Genomic DNA, 18749 nt, shown 5'->3' with positions numbered 1-18749 from the left:
TTTGTTTGTTATTTTGAATAATCAAAAATAGAGATTGCAAACTGTTATCTTTTTTAAAATCAGTGAACGGACAGATGTTTTCAGTCAATTATGATGAACATACTTTTATATATAGAAAGAAGTTTAAATATGTTTTCCATTGTATTATCCGTAGCGTCTAATTGTCCCCAAGAATTTTAAAATATAACCGATGAATCTTTTTCCCAGTGAAATCCGAAAGCCATTTGTCACTTTCAAAAATTAATAAATATTGTAAGCACAGTTTCTCCTTAATTTCTATGGATTATATTTATATTTGTCCCATACCAAAACAAAGGATTTTATGTCACTTATACCGCAATTCAAATCGTTGTCACAATCGTTAGAAGGAACATTGTTGTATGACGAACTTCATAAAATACTATATTCCACAGATGCTTCAGCTTATAAATTAGTACCTCAGGCGGTGGCTTTGCCCAAAACGGTTGCTGATATTGTGAAAATAGTCAAGTTTGCTGGCGAATATAAAATTTCTTTAACACCCAGAACCGCAGGTACTTCATTAGCAGGACAAACCGTAGGAAACGGAATTGTAGTAGATGTATCCAAACATTTTACAGAAATCGTTTCATTTGATGCCGAAAAGAAAACAGTGACGGTACAACCAGGGGTGATTCGGGATGAATTGAATTTATTCTTGAAACCGCACGGTTTATTTTTTGGTCCCAATACTTCAACATCTAATCGTTGTATGATTGGCGGAATGGTGGGGAATAATTCTTCGGGGACAACCTCTATTCGTTATGGTGTTACCCGTGATAAGATTGTCGAAATTAAAGCGGTTTTGAGTGATGGGTTTGAAGTGGTTTTTGGCGAACTGACTTCGGCCGAATTTATTGAAAAGACCAAAGGCGATACACTTGAAAACCAAATTTACAAGAAATTATACGAAGAGCTTTCGGTTGAAGCGACTCAACATGAAATAAAAAACGAATTTCCAAAACCAGAAATCCACCGTAGAAACACTGGTTATGCGGTAGATATTTTATTGAAATCGGATTTATTTGGAGGAACGGAACCTACCATTAATGTGGGCAAACTTCTTTGCGGAAGCGAAGGGACATTGGCTTTTACTACAGAGGTTACTTTGAAAGTGGATGTGTTACCGCCTACCAATAATGTGATGGTGGTCGCTCATTTTAACAGCATTCAAGAAAGCTTAGAGTCGGTTTTAATAGCCATGAAACATCATTTGTACACTTGTGAAATGATGGATGATACCATTTTGGATTGTACCAAAACCAATCGTGAACAAGCCAAGAATCGATTTTTTATTGTGGGCGAACCCAAAGCTGTGATGATGTTTGAAGTAGGTTCATACGAAAGTATGGAAGATGCCGAAAAACAAGCTGATGCGTTGGTAGCCGATTTGCAAAAGAACAATTTTGGTTATGCTTTGCCTAAAATTTACGGGACGGATATTGATAAAATAAACGAACTCCGTAAAGCGGGATTGGGACTTTTAGGAAGCATCGTTGGGGATGATAAAGCAGCCGATTCTATTGAAGATACTGCCGTTGAATTGAGTGATTTGCCTAATTACATCGCTGATTTCTCGGCTATGATGGCACGTCACGGTCAGTCGGCTATTTATTATGCTCACGCAGGAGCGGGTGAAATCCATTTGCGTCCTGTGCTGAATTTAAAAACTAAAGAAGGTGTTTATCAATTTAGAAATATCGCTACTGAAGTAGCGCATTTGGTCAAAAAATACAGAGGTTCACTAAGTGGAGAACACGGTGATGGAATTGTCCGTGGCGAGTTTTTGCCATTTATGATTGGAGAGAAAAACTATGAATTGCTGAAACGTATTAAATTGGCTTTCGATCCCTATTCGGTTTTGAATATGGGAAAAATTGTCAATGCGCTCAAAATGGATGAAAATCTACGCTTTGAGCCGGGAAGAGTAGAGCCTGAGATTCAAACGCTTCAAGATTTCTCAGATAGTTTAGGGGTACTTCGTGCAGCCGAAAAATGCAACGGTTCTGGTGATTGCCGTAAGTTACCATCAGCGGGAGGAACGTTGTGCCCGAGCTACCGTGCCACCAGAAACGAAAAAGACACCACCAGAGCGCGTGCCAATGCCTTGAGAGATTATTTAACCAATTCAGACAAAGTCAATAAGTTTGACCATAAAGAGTTGTACCAAGTTTTTGATTTGTGCGTAAGTTGTAAAGCTTGTGCTAGCGAATGTCCTAGTAATGTAGACATCGCTTCATTGAAAGCCGAGTTTTTGTATCAATACCAAAAAGCAAATGGTTTTTCATTACGCTCTAGAATCTTTGCAAACAATGCCAAATTGAATCAATTAGCCAGTGGTTTCCCTTCGTTTACAAATTATATGGTGAATTTGCCAATTGTCAAAAAAATGATGGGTGTTTCACTGAGAAGAGAAGTGCCAAGACTTTCGAAAATAACCTTCAAAGATTGGTATGATGACCAAAACGAATCGATTCATCAAACAACCTTAGTGAGTGGAAAAGTCTATTTGTTTTGTGATGAATTTACCAACTATTATGATGTTTCTGTAGGTATTGATGCATTCGAACTTTTAACAGCTCTAGGATATGAAGTAATTATGCTAAACCACGAAGAAAGTGGAAGAGCCTATTTGTCAAAAGGATTCTTAGAAGAAGCCAAAGAAATTGCAAATATCAATGTAGAGATTTTTGCACCATTGATCTCTAAAGAAACACCTTTAATAGGAATAGAACCCTCGGCAATTTTGAGTTTTAGAGATGAATATTTACGATTAGTGGATGACAAACCAAAAGCAGAAAAATTAGCTAAAAACGTTTTTACTATCGAAGAGTTTTTCAAAAAAGAAATCGAAAAAGGAAAGATACACTCTGGACAATTTTCGGATGTTTCCAAAGAAATAAAAATCCACGGACACTGCCATCAAAAAGCATTGAGTACTGTCGAAGCTTCTTTTGCGATGTTGAATGTACCCAAAAATAGTCAAGTGACGATTTATAATTCCGGTTGTTGCGGCATGGCGGGTTCTTTTGGATACGAAAGAGAACATTACGACATCAGTATGCAAATGGGCGAAGATACCTTGTTTCCAAAAATCAGAAACACAGCCAAAACCACTGAAATTGCCGCAGCAGGAACCAGTTGTCGTCATCAGATTTTTGATGGTACGAGTCGTAAAGCTCAGCATCCAGTGAGTATATTAAGAAGTTGTTTGAAATAAAAAAAAGGAACACAGATTTCACAGATTAACACAGATTATTAATTTCAATAATAAAGTTTGAAAAGTAGAAGGTTTTTTTTTAACCATATAAGACATATAAGTTTTTTTACATTAAGGAGTGCTGAAAATTTTAATTGGTATTATAAATATAAGCCCATATAAGTAGTTTTATACAAGTATAAAAGTTTGAAAAGAAGAAGGCTTTCTTTAAACCATATAAGACATATAAGTTTTTTACTTTATGGAGTGCTGAAAATTTTAAATGGTATTGAAATATAAGGCCATATAAGTAGTTTTATACAAGTATAAAAGTTTGAAAAGAAGAAGGCTTTCTTTTTAAACCATATAAGACATATAAGTTTTTTATATTATGGAGTGTTGAAAATTTTAAATGGTATTAGAAATATAAGGCCATATAAGTAGTTTTATACAAGTATAAAAGTTTGAAAAGAAGAAGGCTTTCTTTAAACCATATAAGACATATAAGTTTTTTTACTTTATGGGATATTGAAAATTTTTAAATTATATTCGAAATATAAGACCATATAAGTAGTTTTATACAAGTATAAAAGCTTGAAAAGTAGAAGGATTTTTTTTAAACCATATAAGACATATAAGTTTTTTATATTAAGGAGTGCTGAAAATTTTAAATGGTATTAGAAATATAAGGCCATATAAGTAGTTTTATACAAGAATAAAAGTTTTAAAAATGAGTCCTCTTTAATTGTTATAAAGCTGTTTTGTTGGTCGCTTTTAAGCGACTATAACACTTATATGTTCTATTTTTATTTCCATGATAAATAAGGTTAAAGAGAAAAACTTATATGTCTTATATGGTTTAAAAAAAAATACAGATTGTGCCTTCTTAGCGACCTTAGTGTTTAAAAAGTCTTAGTGTCTTTGCAGTAAGAAAAAAGGGAACACAGATTTAAGAGAATATAGAAATAAAAAAAATCTTAGTGTTCTTTGTGCCTCCTTAGTGCCCTTAGTGTTTAAAAAAAACTCAGCACCTCTAAAAAAAATGCTCGACTTATTCACACCAGATATCGACCCCACACACAATTGGCTTCCGAAAGATGGAACTGTGAATTATTATGGAACATTATTTTCGAATGATGAAGCCAATAAGTATTTTGATATTTTATGGAATGATATCAAATGGAAGAATGACCAAGCCATCATCATGGGTAAATTGATTGTTACCAAACGAAAAGTAGCTTGGTATGGCGACTCAGAGTTTAGTTATACCTATTCCAAAACAACTAAGAAAGCTTTGCCGTGGACACCAGCGTTATTAGAACTCAAAACCATTATCGAGGTCAAAACAGGCGAAAGTTTCAATTCCTGTTTGCTTAATTTATACCATTCTGGCGAAGAAGGGATGGCTTGGCACAGCGATGCCGAGAAAGATTTAAAAAAGAATGGTTCCATTGCTTCATTGAGTTTCGGAGCCGAACGTAAATTTGCTTTCAAACATAAAGAAACCAAGGAAACGGTTTCACTATTTTTAGAAAATGGCAGTTTATTAGTTATGAAAGACGAAACCCAAACCCATTGGCTACACCGTTTGCCACCCACTAAAAAAGTTTTGAAACCTAGAATCAATTTAACTTTTAGGATGATTGTTCGTTAGTAGCAGTTTTTAGTATTCAGTCTCGGTTTTCAGTTTTCAGTCTTTGAGAGTAATTTTGTGTTTCTATTTTTTACATTTTTAGCAAAACCATTGTGAACTTTGTGCCTTCTTGGTGCACGTTGTGGTTAAACTTCAACAAAAAATTCTTAACAAAAAACCTCAAACTTTAAAGTTTAAACAAAACTTAATTCCTTAATTTTGTAACCGCAAAAATAATAATACACACATAAAAAATATACTATGAGTTCATTTGACGTTGTCATCATTGGTTCAGGACCAGGCGGATATGTTTCAGCTATTCGTTGTGCACAATTAGGGTTTAAAACAGCCATTATCGAAAAATATTCTACTTTAGGAGGTACTTGTTTGAATGTTGGATGTATTCCATCTAAAGCATTGTTGTCTTCTTCTCATCATTATGCTGAAATTAAGCATTTTGAAGATCACGGAATCGAACTTTCTGGTGAGGTAAAAGTGAACCTTGAAAAAATGATTGCTCGTAAACAAGCGGTAGTTGATCAAACATCAGGAGGTATCAACTATCTGATGGACAAAAATAAAGTGACTGTTTTCAATGGTTTAGGTTCGTTTGTAGATGCGACTCATATTGCTATCGCAAAAGCAGATGGTACTTCAGAAACTATTGAAGCTAAAAATATCATTATTGCTACAGGTTCAAAACCTTCTTCTTTGCCATTTATCAAAATTGATAAAGAAAGAATCATCACTTCAACTGAAGCTTTGGCTTTGAAAGAAGTTCCAAAACACTTGGTCATCATCGGTGGTGGTGTCATCGGAATCGAATTAGGTCAAGTGTACTTGCGTTTAGGAGCACAAGTATCAGTAGTAGAATTCATGGACAGAATCATTCCAGGAATGGACGGCGCTTTGTCTAAAGAATTGACTAAAGTATTGAAAAAACAAGGAATGAAATTTTATACGTCTCACAAAGTACAGTCTGTTGAAAGAGTTGGTGATGTGGTGACTGTTAAAGCAGAAAATGCTAAAGGTGAAATCGTAACTTTAGAGGGAGATTATTCATTAGTGTCTGTTGGTCGTCGTCCTTATACAGATGGATTGAACGCTGAAAATGCAGGAGTAAAAATTTCTGAAAGAGGTCAAATCGAAGTAAACGATCATTTACAAACTTCGGCTTCTAACATTTATGCTATTGGTGACGTAGTTCGTGGAGCGATGTTGGCACACAAAGCAGAGGAAGAAGGAACTATGGTTGCTGAAATCTTAGCAGGACAAAAACCACATATTGATTACAACTTAATCCCAGGTGTTGTGTATACATGGCCAGAAGTTGCTGCTGTTGGACAAACAGAAGAGCAATTAAAAGCGGCTGGTGTAGCATATAAATCAGGAAGTTTCCCATTCAAAGCCTTAGGACGTGCAAGAGCAAGTGCTGATTTGGACGGATTTGTAAAAATCTTAGCAGATGCTAAAACTGATGAGGTTCTAGGAGTTCACATGATTGGAGCAAGAACAGCTGATTTAATTGCTGAGGCGGTTGTAGCAATGGAGTACAAAGCGTCTGCTGAGGATATTTCAAGAATGTCACATGCACACCCTACATTTGCAGAAGCGATTAAAGAAGCGGCTTTGGCTGCAACTGATAACAGAGCATTGCACGTGTAATTTTATCAGCTAAGATTTAATAGTTGTTATTTTTTATATGAGAGGCTGTCTAAAAGTATAGACAGCCTCTTTTTATTTTATTCGAGATGTTGTTATGGTTACATCGGCGCTCGACCAACTTTTTTTGATCAGTTTTTCAATATCTTTGACTTTCTTTTTTTGATTCATTTTTTCGTATGCAAGCTTGAGCCCGTGATGAGCCCATCCGTTCTTTGGCAATCGTTTTAAATCGTCTTCATATGTTTTTATTGCATCTTGATATTTTCCAGATTCAATTTGTACTGCTCCAAGATGGTGTCTCACTGAAAAGAACCAATCAGGAGGTTCATTGTAATTTAAAGAGTCTTCAATGGTTACAGCATCTTTAAGCAAGGCGATACTCGGGTTGAATGTTTTTTCGCTGGCCAATATTTCTGCTTTCAATACTTTTGTGGCAATTTGTAATAAAGTGTAAACAGAATTTATTTCCCAAATGGTAATTTGCTTTAGTTTTTCATCTTTGGCTATTTCTTCAAGCATAAATAATTCTTGTTTGGCTTTCTTTAAATCTTTTTTGCCTAAATAAGCCATTCCTTTTGCATAATGTGAAACGGCAAGGGGGTATTTTAAAGTGTCGCTTACCAATTTCATTTTAAGTATGTCATCCCACTTTCCAAATTTAACCGCTACATAATATGGAATTACGTAGTAATGTTGTAGTGTCCCCCAACCAGGTTCTATCATAATCTTCGGATGAACATGTTTTGATACTTGATTAGCTCCTATCATTGCCCATTTACTATTGCCCTCTAAGGTTGCTGTCCCGGCCATAAAATGATAATTATGTGGATAATAGGCTAGAGGATAAACTCCTTGAGCATGACAGGTGGTGACATAATTGCTGTCCACTTTTACGGCATTAATATTAGAGATGGTACCCTTGTGATATTCGCCAGTTCGGATGTATATGTGCGAAGGCATATGAACCAAATGTCCAGCACCAGGTATCAATCCATCGTCAAATACTTTAGCAGCATTATTGCCCCGTTCGGGTGTGTTAGAAGCCTCGACAGCATGTATGTAAAAATGGTTTGCTCCAATATGTTTTGGATTCTTTTTCAAAATTTTTTCTAATAGAGAAACGATTTCTGATGTCCATTTTTTTGGTGCTCCGTTTTTTTCATATAAATCCCAAGGATGTAAATCCATAATTGATTCAACATAGAGCGCATTAATATCAACATCGTCTGAAAATTTTTGACTAACTTTTTTCATTGCACTAGAATAGGCAATGTCTAAATTACTTCGGTCATCAACCGGTTTTTCGACATACCTTTTGGCTAATGCATTTATTAACGCTTTCTCTTTTTCAGTAGCTTTGTCTAAGAGTTTTGTTGCTTTTTGGATTGCTATATAAGCTCTTTCATAGTTGTCAGGTTCCATACCAGCATTGTAATTTGGGCCAAGCACATAAGCAAAACCCCAATAACACATAGCACACTCTGGATCTAATTTTGTTGCATAATAAAATGAACGAGCAGCTTCGGCATGGTTGAAGCCATACGAAAGAGCTAAACCCTGATTAAAATATTTTTGGGCTTCAATGTTTTTGGTTGTTATCGGATATTCAATAACATCGAGTCCTTTGAAAACAGGAGCCTTGTTGTCTGTTAAATACCAATTTGAATCTGTAGTTTGAGGGCTGCATCCATAGGATGACTTTTTAGTTTTTTCAATTGGTGTTTTCTCATTTTTTTGAGGTTCATTCTTGCAAGAAAATACAAAGGCTATCACGATTATTAATATAATTTTTTTCATGATTTATAGCGATTTATAAGTAAAAAAAAATATAATTGCGAATTAATGTATTTTGAGAATTATTGATCTCAAAAGATTCTATTTCGATAGATCAATAAAATTTTATTGTTTATAAAAATCAACTAAATTTTATCAATGAGACTTTCTATCGTTTTTTTTCGATTCTTAAATTATACCAAAAAACCCTGTTCAGTAATGAGCAGGGTTTTGTTTTTATAGAGAAATTTAATTTGCTTTGAATAAACCTTTGTAGTTTTCCCAATGGGTAAAAATTAAGAATATGTTCCCCAAGAAAACAAAAATGGCTATTGGTAAGTTTTCAGGAGTTAAAAAATAGTTGATTAATAAGATATTTATAGTCACTGGAAAAATTACCAAATTAGCTAAGGTCATGTATTTTCCAGTCACAAAGGAGAGTCCACATAATAATTCTACAGTTTTAGCAAGTGGAATTAAATAGGTAGAAACGACTAATCCAGCTTGAAAGGCTTGGAAATCCCCTGAGGAAACTGGTGTTGGGTTTAAATGTAAAAAATGACTTATTGAAGTGTAGAGGAACAATAGCCCGAGCATAGTTCGAATGATAATGGTTGCAATTTTCATGATATATTGGTTTTTAGGTTAAATAGTTAAAGTAACATCACAAATATTTCTATTGACTTCCGTCAGAATTCTTAATAAAATGGCTGGTTTGCTGTTGTTAATGAACTTAAAACAAGTTTTCTATAGTAAATTTACGAAATTTATAACTGATTTTTCCTATATTGATTTATTAAAGCATTTTTTTTGTCGTAATTTTGAGTTTTTAAAGTAAAAATCAATTGAGACTTACCCTAAACAAGACTATTGCTGACCCGAAAATATTCAAAAAGCAATTGCTATTTTGGTCACAACAATTTCGAGAAATTGTTTTTTTGGATAGTAACGACTATCCTCAAGATTATGCTACCTACGATTGTATTCTTGCAGTAGACGCTTTTACATCTATTAAAACAGACTATCATAACGCCTTTGATGATTTAAAACAATACCAACAAACCACTCGAGATTGGATTTTTGGCTATTTGTCGTATGATTTAAAAAACGATACTGAGGCTTTGCATTCCAAAAATCAGGATGGTCTCGAGTTTCCAGATTTGTTTTTCTTCCAGCCTAAAAAGTTGTTTTTAATTAATGGAAACAGTGTTGAAATCCAATATCTAAATATGTGTGATGATGAATTGGAAGAAGATTTAGAAGCAATATTTAGTGTAGAACTAGAAAACACTTCAACTCATTCTCCTCTTTTGATAGAGCAACGAATTCCGAAAGAAGATTATATTAAAAAAGTAAGCCAAATTTTGGAACATATCCATCATGGAGATATTTATGAGGCGAATTTTTGCATGGAGTTTTTTGCGGAAAACAGTAGTGTTCATCCTTTAGCTAGTTTTTCAAAATTAAACGAGATTTCAAAACCTCCTTTTTCGGTCTTTTTTAAAAATAACAAACAGTTTTTGTTGTCGGCTTCTCCTGAACGTTATTTGAAAAAGGTGGGAGAAAACATTATTTCGCAACCCATAAAAGGGACTGCCAAACGTTTTGAAGACCCTATTGAAGACGAAAAATCAAAACACGAACTAGAAAATAATCCTAAAGAACGAGCGGAGAACATCATGATAACCGATTTAGTTCGAAATGATTTGTCTCACACGGCTCAAAAAGGTTCAGTGGAAGTAAGTGCTTTATGTGAAATAAAAAGCTTTCTTCAAGTACACCAAATGATTTCGACTATTACTTCAAAAATAAGTGATAAATTTACTGGTGTCGAGGTAATTAAGTATAGTTTTCCAATGGGAAGTATGACTGGAGCTCCCAAAATTTCAGCGATGAAAATCATTGAAGAATTAGAGGAAACCAAACGAGGATTGTACAGTGGAGCAGTAGGTTATTTTACACCAACTGGCGACTTTGATTTTAATGTCGTGATTCGAAGTATCTTGTACAATCAAGAAAATCAATATGTCTCTTTTTCGGTAGGAAGTGCGATTACGTCGCTTTCAAATCCAGAAAAAGAGTATGAGGAATGTTTGTTGAAAGCGAAGGCAATGCGGGAAGTGTTGTCTTAGTTTCAAGTTTCAAGTTAGAAGTTTCAAGTTAGAAGTTTCAAGTTAGAAGTTTCAAGTTAGAAGTTAGAAGAGGGAAGTTTGAATATTATGAGTTTAATTTGTTCCAATGTCTCCCAACTCCCATCTTCCAACTTCCATCAAAAAAAAAAATATGCTCAAAAAAATAAAACTACATCTTGAACAGCGATTGTCTTTTCTAAAAGGTAAAAAACTGCTACTCGCTACCAGTGGAGGTCTTGACAGTATGGTCATGTTGCATGTTTTTCAGCAATTGGGATATGAAATAGCCATTGCGCATTGTAATTTTCAATTGCGAGGATTGGAGAGTTTTGGGGATCAAAGTTTTATTCAAGAATACGCCCAGGAATATCAAATTCCCATTTATGTAACACAGTTTGATACTACGGCTTTTGCCAAAGATTACAAACTTTCGACTCAAGTCGCCGCTAGAGAGTTGCGCTATAATTGGTTTTACGAATTATTAGGAACCGAAAATTACGACTACATTCTCACAGCACATCATGCTGATGATAATCTGGAAACCTTTTTAATTAACTTGAGTCGTGGAACGGGATTAGACGGTTTGACTGGGATTCCAGAGCAAAATAATGAAATTATTAGACCATTCTTAACTGTTTCTCGTGAGGATATTTTGGCTTTCGCCAAAGAAAATAACATTAATTGGAGAGAAGACAGTAGTAATGCATCGGATAAATATTTAAGAAATAAAATTCGCCACGATTTGGTTCCTTTGTTGAAAGAATTGAACCCACATTTTATGGAGGCTTTTAGCAAGACGCAAACCTATTTACAAGATGCGGCGGGTATGGTAGAGGACGCATCGATTATGGTTTATCAGCAAGTGGTAACCCAAGACGAAGATTTGATATATATTGACCTTAAACAATTGTTGCGTTTGCCTAATTACCAATCTTATTTATACCAATGGTTGAAGGAATTTGGGTTTACGGCTTGGGAAGATATATATGATTTGGTTGAAAGCGTGTCAGGAAAACAAATTTTCTCGTCTCTTTTCAGATTGCTAAAAGATCGTGACCAATTAATATTGAGTCCTATTGAAAGAGAAGACGAAGAGGATTATTATGAAATCCAAAGAGAAACTACAGACGTTAATGTTCCCTTAAAACTGTCGATTTGCAAAGTAGATAGCATTTCTAATCCTTCAAATACATCTATATTTGTGGACGAAGATTTATTGCAGTTTCCACTGGTTTTACAAAAATGGAACGAAGGCGATATTTTTCAACCGTTCGGGATGAATGGCAAGTCTAAGAAAGTGAGCAAACTATTTAAAGACGAAAAATTATCCTTGGTAGAAAAAGAAAGTGTATGGATTCTTTGGTCAGGAGAAACCATCGTTTGGGTCATTGGATTGCGACAAGATGAACGATTTAAGGTTTTGGCAACCACTAAAAATATTCTAAAAATACAATTACAATAAGATGAAGAAATTATTCTTTTTGGTTATTACACTATTGGCATTTGCTTCTATCGATGCACAAATTTTGGATCCTGCCAAATGGACCACCGCTATCGAAAAGAAATCGGATAACACCTATGTGTTGACCTTCAATGCCGTTATTGAAAAGGATTGGCATATGTATTCGCAATTTACCCCTGAAGGAGGACCATTGCCGTTAGAAGTTGTTTTTAAAAACCAAAAAGGGAATTATACACTTATTGGCAAAGCCAAAGAAAGCAAAACCAAAACAGCCTATAACGACATTTTCGAAGTCAACGAAACCTTTTTTGAGGGAAAAGCCCAAATCCAACAAGAAATTAAGTTAACCAATACCAAAATTTCCAAAATTGAAGCGGTACTAAACTACCAAGTTTGTAAAGAGGTTTGCATCAATCAAGAAAAGAAATTCACTTTTATAATTCCCGCATCTACTTCTGAAATAGTTGCGCCAACAGTTGAAAATCCAATTACTGAACAGGTACAAGCAGATTCTCTAGCACCAAGTTTAGGCGAAGCCAGTGTGATGCAAGCTGAAACAATTTCGGCACCAGCAGAAGTAATTCCAACAGAAGATACCACCACTAAAAAAGGATTGTGGACGATTTTCTTTATCGCTTTTCTTTCGGGATTTGCAGCCTTGCTAACACCTTGTGTATTTCCGTTGATTCCTATGACGGTTAGTTTTTTTACCAAACAAAGTAAAACCAGAGCAGCAGGAATCCGCAATGCTATTTTTTACGGTATTTCGATAATCGTGATTTATGTGGTTTTAGGATTGATTGTCACTACTATTTTTGGAGCCGGAGCTTTGAACGCTTTGTCAACAAATGTTTGGTTTAACTTGATATTTTTTGCTTTACTGGTACTTTTTGCAATTTCTTTTTTAGGAGCCTTCGAAATTGTCTTGCCTAATTCTTGGGCAAACAAAGTCGATAGTCAGGCAGATAGAGGTGGAATTGTGGGTATATTATTTATGGCATTGGCCTTAGCCATTGTATCTTTTTCATGTACAGGTCCAATCGTTGGAACCTTATTAGTAGAAGCCGCTTCAAAAGGCGGAATCGCACCTATTGTTGGGATGTTCGGATTTTCATTGGCCTTAGCCTTACCTTTTATGTTTTTTGCCTTATTCCCAGGTTGGTTGCAATCTTTACCTAAATCTGGTGGATGGTTGAATACCGTGAAAGTATTTTTAGGATTTATAGAATTGGCTTTGGCATTCAAATTTTTATCGAATGCTGATTTGGTGTTGCAATTGCATTTATTAGAAAGAGAAGTTTTTTTAGCGATTTGGATAGCTATTTTTGGAACCTTAGCATTGTACCTATTTGGAAAGATTACGATGCCACACGACAGCCCGTTGACGCATCTTTCAGTAGGAAGAGTGATGATGGGATTAGTAGTGTTGAGTTTTACGATTTACATGATTCCAGGATTATGGGGTGCGCCATTGAAATTGATTAGCGCTTTCCCACCACCGATGGAATATAGCGAAAGTCCACATGGAGTAGGAGGTTCGGCACTTATTCCTGCGACCGACTTGCCCGAAGGAGCTAAAATAGGCGTACACGGACTAACTATTTTTGAAGATTATGAAAAAGGTTTGGCCTACGCCAAAACAGTCAATAAACCCATTCTATTGGATTTTACAGGCTATGCTTGTGTGAATTGCCGAAAAATGGAAAACAATGTATGGTCTGATGCTAAAATAATGTCTATTTTGAAAAAGGATGTTGTATTGATTTCGTTATATGTAGATGATAAAAGAGCCTTACCCAAAAGCGAACAGTTTGTGTCAACCTCAGGTTCAGAAATTGAAACCATTGGCGATAAGTGGACAGATTTTATGATTTCGAGATATAAGACCAATACACAACCTCTTTATGTCTTAACGGATTTGGAAGGGAAAAGTCTAAATACTGCCAAACCTACGATTAGTTATGTAGGTATTTCAGAATATGAAAATTGGTTAAAAGATGGTCTTTCAAATTTTAAGTAGGACTCCAAGTTTCAAATAAAAGACAGCCGCATTTGAGAAATAATCTTAAATCAGTAAGGCTTGGTGATGGTTGACTAATGACTCCACGAAATTTCCTTGATGGCAGGATCTTTCTTTAGTTCATCAATCAGATTGTTAATCTTAGCTACTTCCATGTTTTCTAATTTTAATTGAAAGGTGAATTCATTTTCATTTCTTTCAAAAGTAAAATTTTGAATTTTTGACTCATCTCCATTAGATAAGTTTTTGAATAAGTCTGTATTATTGATATTTAAACTGGTAACAATTGTCAAGGTTTTTTGCTTAAATTTTTTAGTATACATAAGCTCTAAGGGTTGTAAAGCCCAAAGTATGGTCAACGCGATTGCAGTGGTTACTCCCGCAGCAAAATACATTCCACCTCCAGTGGCGAGTCCAATGGCAGCTACGGTCCATAAACCTGCAGCTGTGGTTAGACCTCTGATAGTCCCTTGTTTTAGAAACAAAATAGTTCCTGCGCCTATAAAACCTATTCCGCTAATGACTTGTGCTGCTACTCTTGAAGGATCGAGTTCGACATGTTCGGTTCCGAGAATGTCTGAAAAACCAAAAGCTGATACTATCATAATCAATGAAGACCCAACACAAACCATCATATGTGTTCGCAAACCTGCAGCCCAATCTTTTCTTTCTCTTTCTAAACCGATTAGTCCTCCAAAGAGGCAGGCTAAGGATAAGCGAATTAATATTTCATCCCAATTTAGCATAGCTTATATTTATTAGAGTTATTAGTAGGATAACAAGAAGTAAAACCTTTCGTATTAAAGCTAGTAAATGTTACGCTTTTATACAATTTTATCTAGTGTTTTTTTATCCGCAAAATTTCAAGTAATCAAGGACCTAGTTATATTGATGAACCCGTTGGCTGAAATTATTAAAAACGGCTCTCAATACCTGCCTGTCGGCAGATAAGTGTTTTTTAGTCTTTTTTACAACACAAAAACACTCGAACTTACTTTTTTAAATAATTTCACCCAACGGGTTCTTATTTATCCTGCATTATTTTTCAGGACTTGACAATCACTATTTAATTTAATAAATTGAAAAATAGATGATTTTTTTTCCAGTATAATTATCTTCTGAATCACTATAAAAACGAAAATAAAGTCTTTCAGTTAAATATTGGTAACCAATGTTACTTATTGGAGGTGTATTAGAACTAGTTTTTATAGAAGGTGCATTTAATTTGTTAATTACTGCATCCATCGTTGTTGCGGAATTATTTAATTTCCAACCATTACCAATTTCATAAGGATATGTCGTATAGGGTGTTTTTATATTTTCACTATTGGTATAATAGTAATAGAAACTTTTTACATCAATTTGTGTAATGATATTTGTCGTTTTAGATATATAAACATCAAGTCCTTTTGATAAATACAACCAGGCTTCTATATTATTACTATCTGGTATACTTACTTTATAGTCAGGCTGGCCTAAGAGGTTAATTAATTTTCCTGATTTGTCTACATCTACGGTAATACCTTCTACAATTTTAAAGTTCTTTACCCCGTGTTCAGCAAAGTTTATAGTTACACTTTTAGTTTGATTATTACTGTTGTTTTTTAACTCAGCAGTTATAGTTGCGGTAGTGGCTTGGCTACTAGTAATTTCAAATACTGAGGAAGTGATTTTATTGATTTTAATTTTTGTATTACTTGTAAACAAGTTGGCTTCTGTATAACCTGTTCCTTCAAGATTAATGGTTACAGCATCCTCAATGAAAAGGTCTGTTTTATTAGCGGTTAAAGCTGTAAATACAACTGCTGGATCTTTGTCTTCTGAAGAGCAAGAAACAGATAAAATCACTAGTAAACTTAGTGAGAGTAATGATTTCAATGTGTTCATTTTTTTTTGATTTGGTTTATAGATTTTTAATCGCAAACGTATCGTATTTAGAATCATATTACAATACCCACTTTTAGTGATATTTTAATATAAATATGGTTTTTATTTTTAAATTCTAACTAACGGTGTTAAAATCATTAAAGGATGTCATTATACTCAATTTTTATCCGACTGATATTTATCATATTTTAAGTTGGACTGTTGGTCTAATTTTGTAAAAATGTAATTGTAATTAAAAATAAAAGAATGAAATCAACGCACTCACCACATAGTTTCCACATTCCTGTAATGGGGTTGGGATACACGATTGATAGTCCCATCAAAGTGGCACAATACGGAATTTCCTCTGTAGTATCCATAGTAGATGATGATTTGATTGAAAAAATGAATCAGTTTTATAGCAATGAATTCCAAATCAAATACCAAGAAATCACTCAAAAAATGCACGATTACCGTGCTAAGAGAGTGACTGCTTATTTGAATTTGGTGGATACGATTGTAAAACAAAAGTTTGCTGCTTACAAACAAGAATTAGCCGAAAGCAAAGAGGCTTTGACTAATTATATGGCTATGTTACCTAACAGTTCGACAATTAAAATTGGATTACTAACCCTTATAAATGAAGGTAAGGAAGCAATTTTTAATTATCTCGAAGAACACTTATCTGCTGGTGCTATCGATGTCAATATTATGACGAAGGTCGATAAAGATAATTTTGATAAAGACGAACAATTACCTACAGAATTCAATGATGCACATGCTTCACTTCGTGGTTTTGCAAATAGTACTTTGACCTCTTCTGTAGTGCTATCAGCGGGGATGAACCCAAGGTTGTACAGCTATTTTGAGAATTTCGATGTTTTTTTTCCAGATGAAAATAACCAATTGCAAAAGAAAATTATCTTGAAAGTGAGCGATTTTCGTTCGGCGATGATTCAGGGGAATTTCTTAGCCAAAAAAGGACTTTGGGTGTCGGAATACCGCATCGAATCAGGGTTGAACTGTGGTGGTCACGCTTTCGCTACCGAAGGACTTTTATTAGGTCCTATTTTGGAAGAATTCAAAGCCAAGAAAGAGCAATTGATTCAGTCGGCCCATGAATTGATGGTAAAAGCCTTAACGGCCAAAGGGAAACAAGTACCAGAAAGTCCGTTAGAATTAAAAATAACTGCTCAAGGTGGCGTAGGGACCGCTCAAGAACACGAGTTTTTACTTAATCAATACGAATTAGATTCTATTGGTTGGGGGTCTCCATTTTTATTAGTTCCTGAAGCGACTTCAACGGATGTAAATACTAGAAACTTATTAGCAAATGCCAAAGAAGACGATTTTTACTTGAGTAATATTTCGCCTTTAGGAATTCCGTTTAATGCTGTAAAAGGAACTACGAATGAATTCCTGAAACAAGAACGAATTAAAGCGAATGTTCCGGGAAGTTCTTGTCCGAAGAAGTTTTTAGCGTTAAGCAAAGAATACGGTGCCAAAGGAATGTGCTCGGCATCTAAAAAATTTCAAGATTTAAAATTAGAAAGTCTTGAAGCCGAAAAAGAAACCCTTTCGACAGAGAACTATCAAAAAAAGAAAATCGAGATTACAGATAAATCTTGTCTTTGCGTTGGATTAGCGAATGCCTCGTATCTTGAAAACGGTATTGCGATTAAAGGGCAAAATCAAGGCGTGGTCGTTTGTCCAGGACCTAATTTAGCTTATTTTGAAAAGGAAGTGTCATTGGTAGAGATGGTGCAACATATTTATGGAAAAGCCTCTGTTTTAAGCCGAACAGATCGTCCAAATTTATTTGTCAACGAACTCAAAATGTATGTTGATTATTTGCGAAAAGAAATTTTAAATTTTTCAGACACATTGGCTGAGGGGCAAATTAAAAAATGGAAGAATTTTAAAAATAATTTATTGGAAGGAATTAATTACTATCAAGAGTTATTTAGCAATACCAATGTTTTACCTGAAAACAATATACAAACCAAACAGTTGTTATGTTTTTATGAGGGACTAATTCAGGAAATTAAAATACCAGAAATGGCTGTGGCTTCTTAAAGATAAAAATGAAATATTTTACGATTTTGAGGAAAAATCGTTGAGTGTGCTTATTAAAAAAGTCAATTTTTTAAAGCCACGAATTCACGAAATAAGAATGGAATTTGTGAATTCGTGGCTTTTATTTTTTATCTTTTAATTCTATCTAAATCAATTGAAAATCTGCTAAATCTGTGAAAATCTGCGTGAAAAATAAGTGCGTAGATTCGGCAGATTATTCCGCTATTTTTTTCAATCCTTTATGGTCTTTAAGAAGTATTTTTTTTCCGTCTAATTCAATTAAACCTAATTTTTTAAAATCAGATAGCAGGCGGATACAACTTTCAGTAGCTGTTCCAATCATGCCGCCAAGTTCTTCCCTTGACAGCTGAATGTGTAAAGAGCCATCATTATTTTTTCCAAAATTGGTTTCTAGATGCAATAAAGTTTCAGCAAGTCTGGATTTGACAGGTTTTTGAGCCATCGATACAGTATGATCGTCGGCCTCTTTCAAATCACCGCAAATGCTTTTCATCACATTCATTGAGAATTGATTGTTTTTATCAAAGAAACCTAAAATCTCCGCTTTTGGAATAAAACAAACTTCCATGTCTTCAAGGGCTACAGCACTCAAATTAGCAGGTTCATCACTAATCATCGAGCGTTGACCCAATAATTCTCCAGGTTTGATTAGTTTGACAATTTGGTCTTTACCGTTAGCACTAAGTTTAGATAATTTACAAACACCGTCTTTGATACAATAAATACCATTCACAGTTTCACCTTCTTCAAACAAATGCTCGCCTTTTTTGACACTATAAGAAGTCTTACAATCTGCAATTTGTAATAGTTCATTTTTATTCAACGCTTTGAGTGAGCTGAATTCTCTAACGATACATTGTTCACATTTGCTCATTTCTTCTTAC

Annotated in this window: 12 protein-coding genes; 7 read left to right on the top strand and 5 right to left on the bottom strand. The window is 34.6% G+C overall.

Annotation, left to right across the window (positions count from 1 at the left end):
- Window positions 1-322 precede the first annotated feature (322 nt).
- The 3 genes from SLW70_RS13790 (at window position 323) to lpdA (ending at window position 6515) form a co-directional block, all read left to right on the top strand.
- Window positions 323-3238, top strand: a complete 2916-nt coding sequence (locus SLW70_RS13790; RefSeq protein WP_320889160.1) for an FAD-binding and (Fe-S)-binding domain-containing protein — start codon at window positions 323-325, stop codon at window positions 3236-3238.
- A gap of 1021 nt (window positions 3239-4259) precedes the next feature.
- On the top strand, window positions 4260-4871 hold the full coding sequence (locus tag SLW70_RS13785) for an alpha-ketoglutarate-dependent dioxygenase AlkB family protein (RefSeq protein WP_320889159.1): 612 nt from the start codon (window positions 4260-4262) through the stop codon (window positions 4869-4871).
- A gap of 240 nt (window positions 4872-5111) precedes the next feature.
- Window positions 5112-6515 carry a dihydrolipoyl dehydrogenase gene (gene lpdA, locus SLW70_RS13780; RefSeq protein WP_320889158.1) on the top strand — a complete coding sequence of 468 codons (1404 nt, stop codon included), beginning with the start codon at window positions 5112-5114 and terminating at the stop codon, window positions 6513-6515.
- A 72-nt stretch (window positions 6516-6587) separates the two neighbouring features.
- Here the strand turns inward: lpdA and SLW70_RS13775 are convergent, their stop codons facing one another.
- Together SLW70_RS13775 and SLW70_RS13770 are read right to left on the bottom strand one after the other, a co-directional pair.
- A complete protein-coding gene (locus SLW70_RS13775; protein ID WP_320889157.1) occupies window positions 6588-8312 on the bottom strand; it encodes a hypothetical protein in 1725 nt (574 codons plus the stop codon).
- Between the two features lie 225 nt (window positions 8313-8537).
- A complete protein-coding gene (locus tag SLW70_RS13770) occupies window positions 8538-8915 on the bottom strand; it encodes a DoxX family membrane protein (protein ID WP_320889156.1) in 378 nt (125 codons plus the stop codon).
- Window positions 8916-9133: 218 nt separating this feature from the next.
- On the opposite strand from SLW70_RS13770, the gene SLW70_RS13765 reads away from it, so the two are divergent.
- From SLW70_RS13765 to SLW70_RS13755, 3 genes are all read left to right on the top strand, one after another.
- Window positions 9134-10420 carry an anthranilate synthase component I family protein gene (locus SLW70_RS13765; RefSeq protein WP_320889155.1) on the top strand — a complete coding sequence of 429 codons (1287 nt, stop codon included), beginning with the start codon at window positions 9134-9136 and terminating at the stop codon, window positions 10418-10420.
- Between the two features lie 151 nt (window positions 10421-10571).
- On the top strand, window positions 10572-11882 hold the full coding sequence (gene tilS, locus SLW70_RS13760) for a tRNA lysidine(34) synthetase TilS (RefSeq protein WP_320889154.1): 1311 nt from the start codon (window positions 10572-10574) through the stop codon (window positions 11880-11882).
- A gap of 1 nt (window position 11883) precedes the next feature.
- Entirely contained in the window at window positions 11884-13902 is a 2019-nt protein-coding gene (locus SLW70_RS13755; RefSeq protein WP_320889152.1) for a protein-disulfide reductase DsbD family protein, read from the top strand.
- 74 nt (window positions 13903-13976) lie between these two features.
- Here SLW70_RS13755 and SLW70_RS13750 read toward each other — a convergent pair whose 3' ends face one another.
- Entirely contained in the window at window positions 13977-14648 is a 672-nt protein-coding gene (locus tag SLW70_RS13750) for an MgtC/SapB family protein (protein WP_320889151.1), read from the bottom strand.
- A 325-nt stretch (window positions 14649-14973) separates the two neighbouring features.
- Window positions 14974-15789: a hypothetical protein gene (locus SLW70_RS13745; RefSeq protein ID WP_320889150.1), complete on the bottom strand. Its 816-nt coding sequence runs from the start codon at window positions 15787-15789 to the stop codon at window positions 14974-14976.
- A 246-nt stretch (window positions 15790-16035) separates the two neighbouring features.
- Here SLW70_RS13745 and SLW70_RS13740 point away from each other — a divergent pair, with 246 nt between their 5' ends.
- Entirely contained in the window at window positions 16036-17844 is a 1809-nt protein-coding gene (locus tag SLW70_RS13740; protein ID WP_320889149.1) for a hypothetical protein, read from the top strand.
- A 214-nt stretch (window positions 17845-18058) separates the two neighbouring features.
- On the opposite strand, the gene SLW70_RS13735 is transcribed toward SLW70_RS13740, so the two are convergent.
- Window positions 18059-18739 carry a Crp/Fnr family transcriptional regulator gene (locus SLW70_RS13735; RefSeq protein ID WP_320889148.1) on the bottom strand — a complete coding sequence of 227 codons (681 nt, stop codon included), beginning with the start codon at window positions 18737-18739 and terminating at the stop codon, window positions 18059-18061.
- Between the last annotated feature and the right edge of the window lie 10 nt (window positions 18740-18749).

This window comes from Flavobacterium sp. NG2 (genome assembly GCF_034119845.1).
GTDB lineage: Bacteria > Bacteroidota > Bacteroidia > Flavobacteriales > Flavobacteriaceae > Flavobacterium.
Note: the sequence above shows the minus strand (reverse complement) of the source record. Positions and strands in the feature narration are given on the sequence as shown.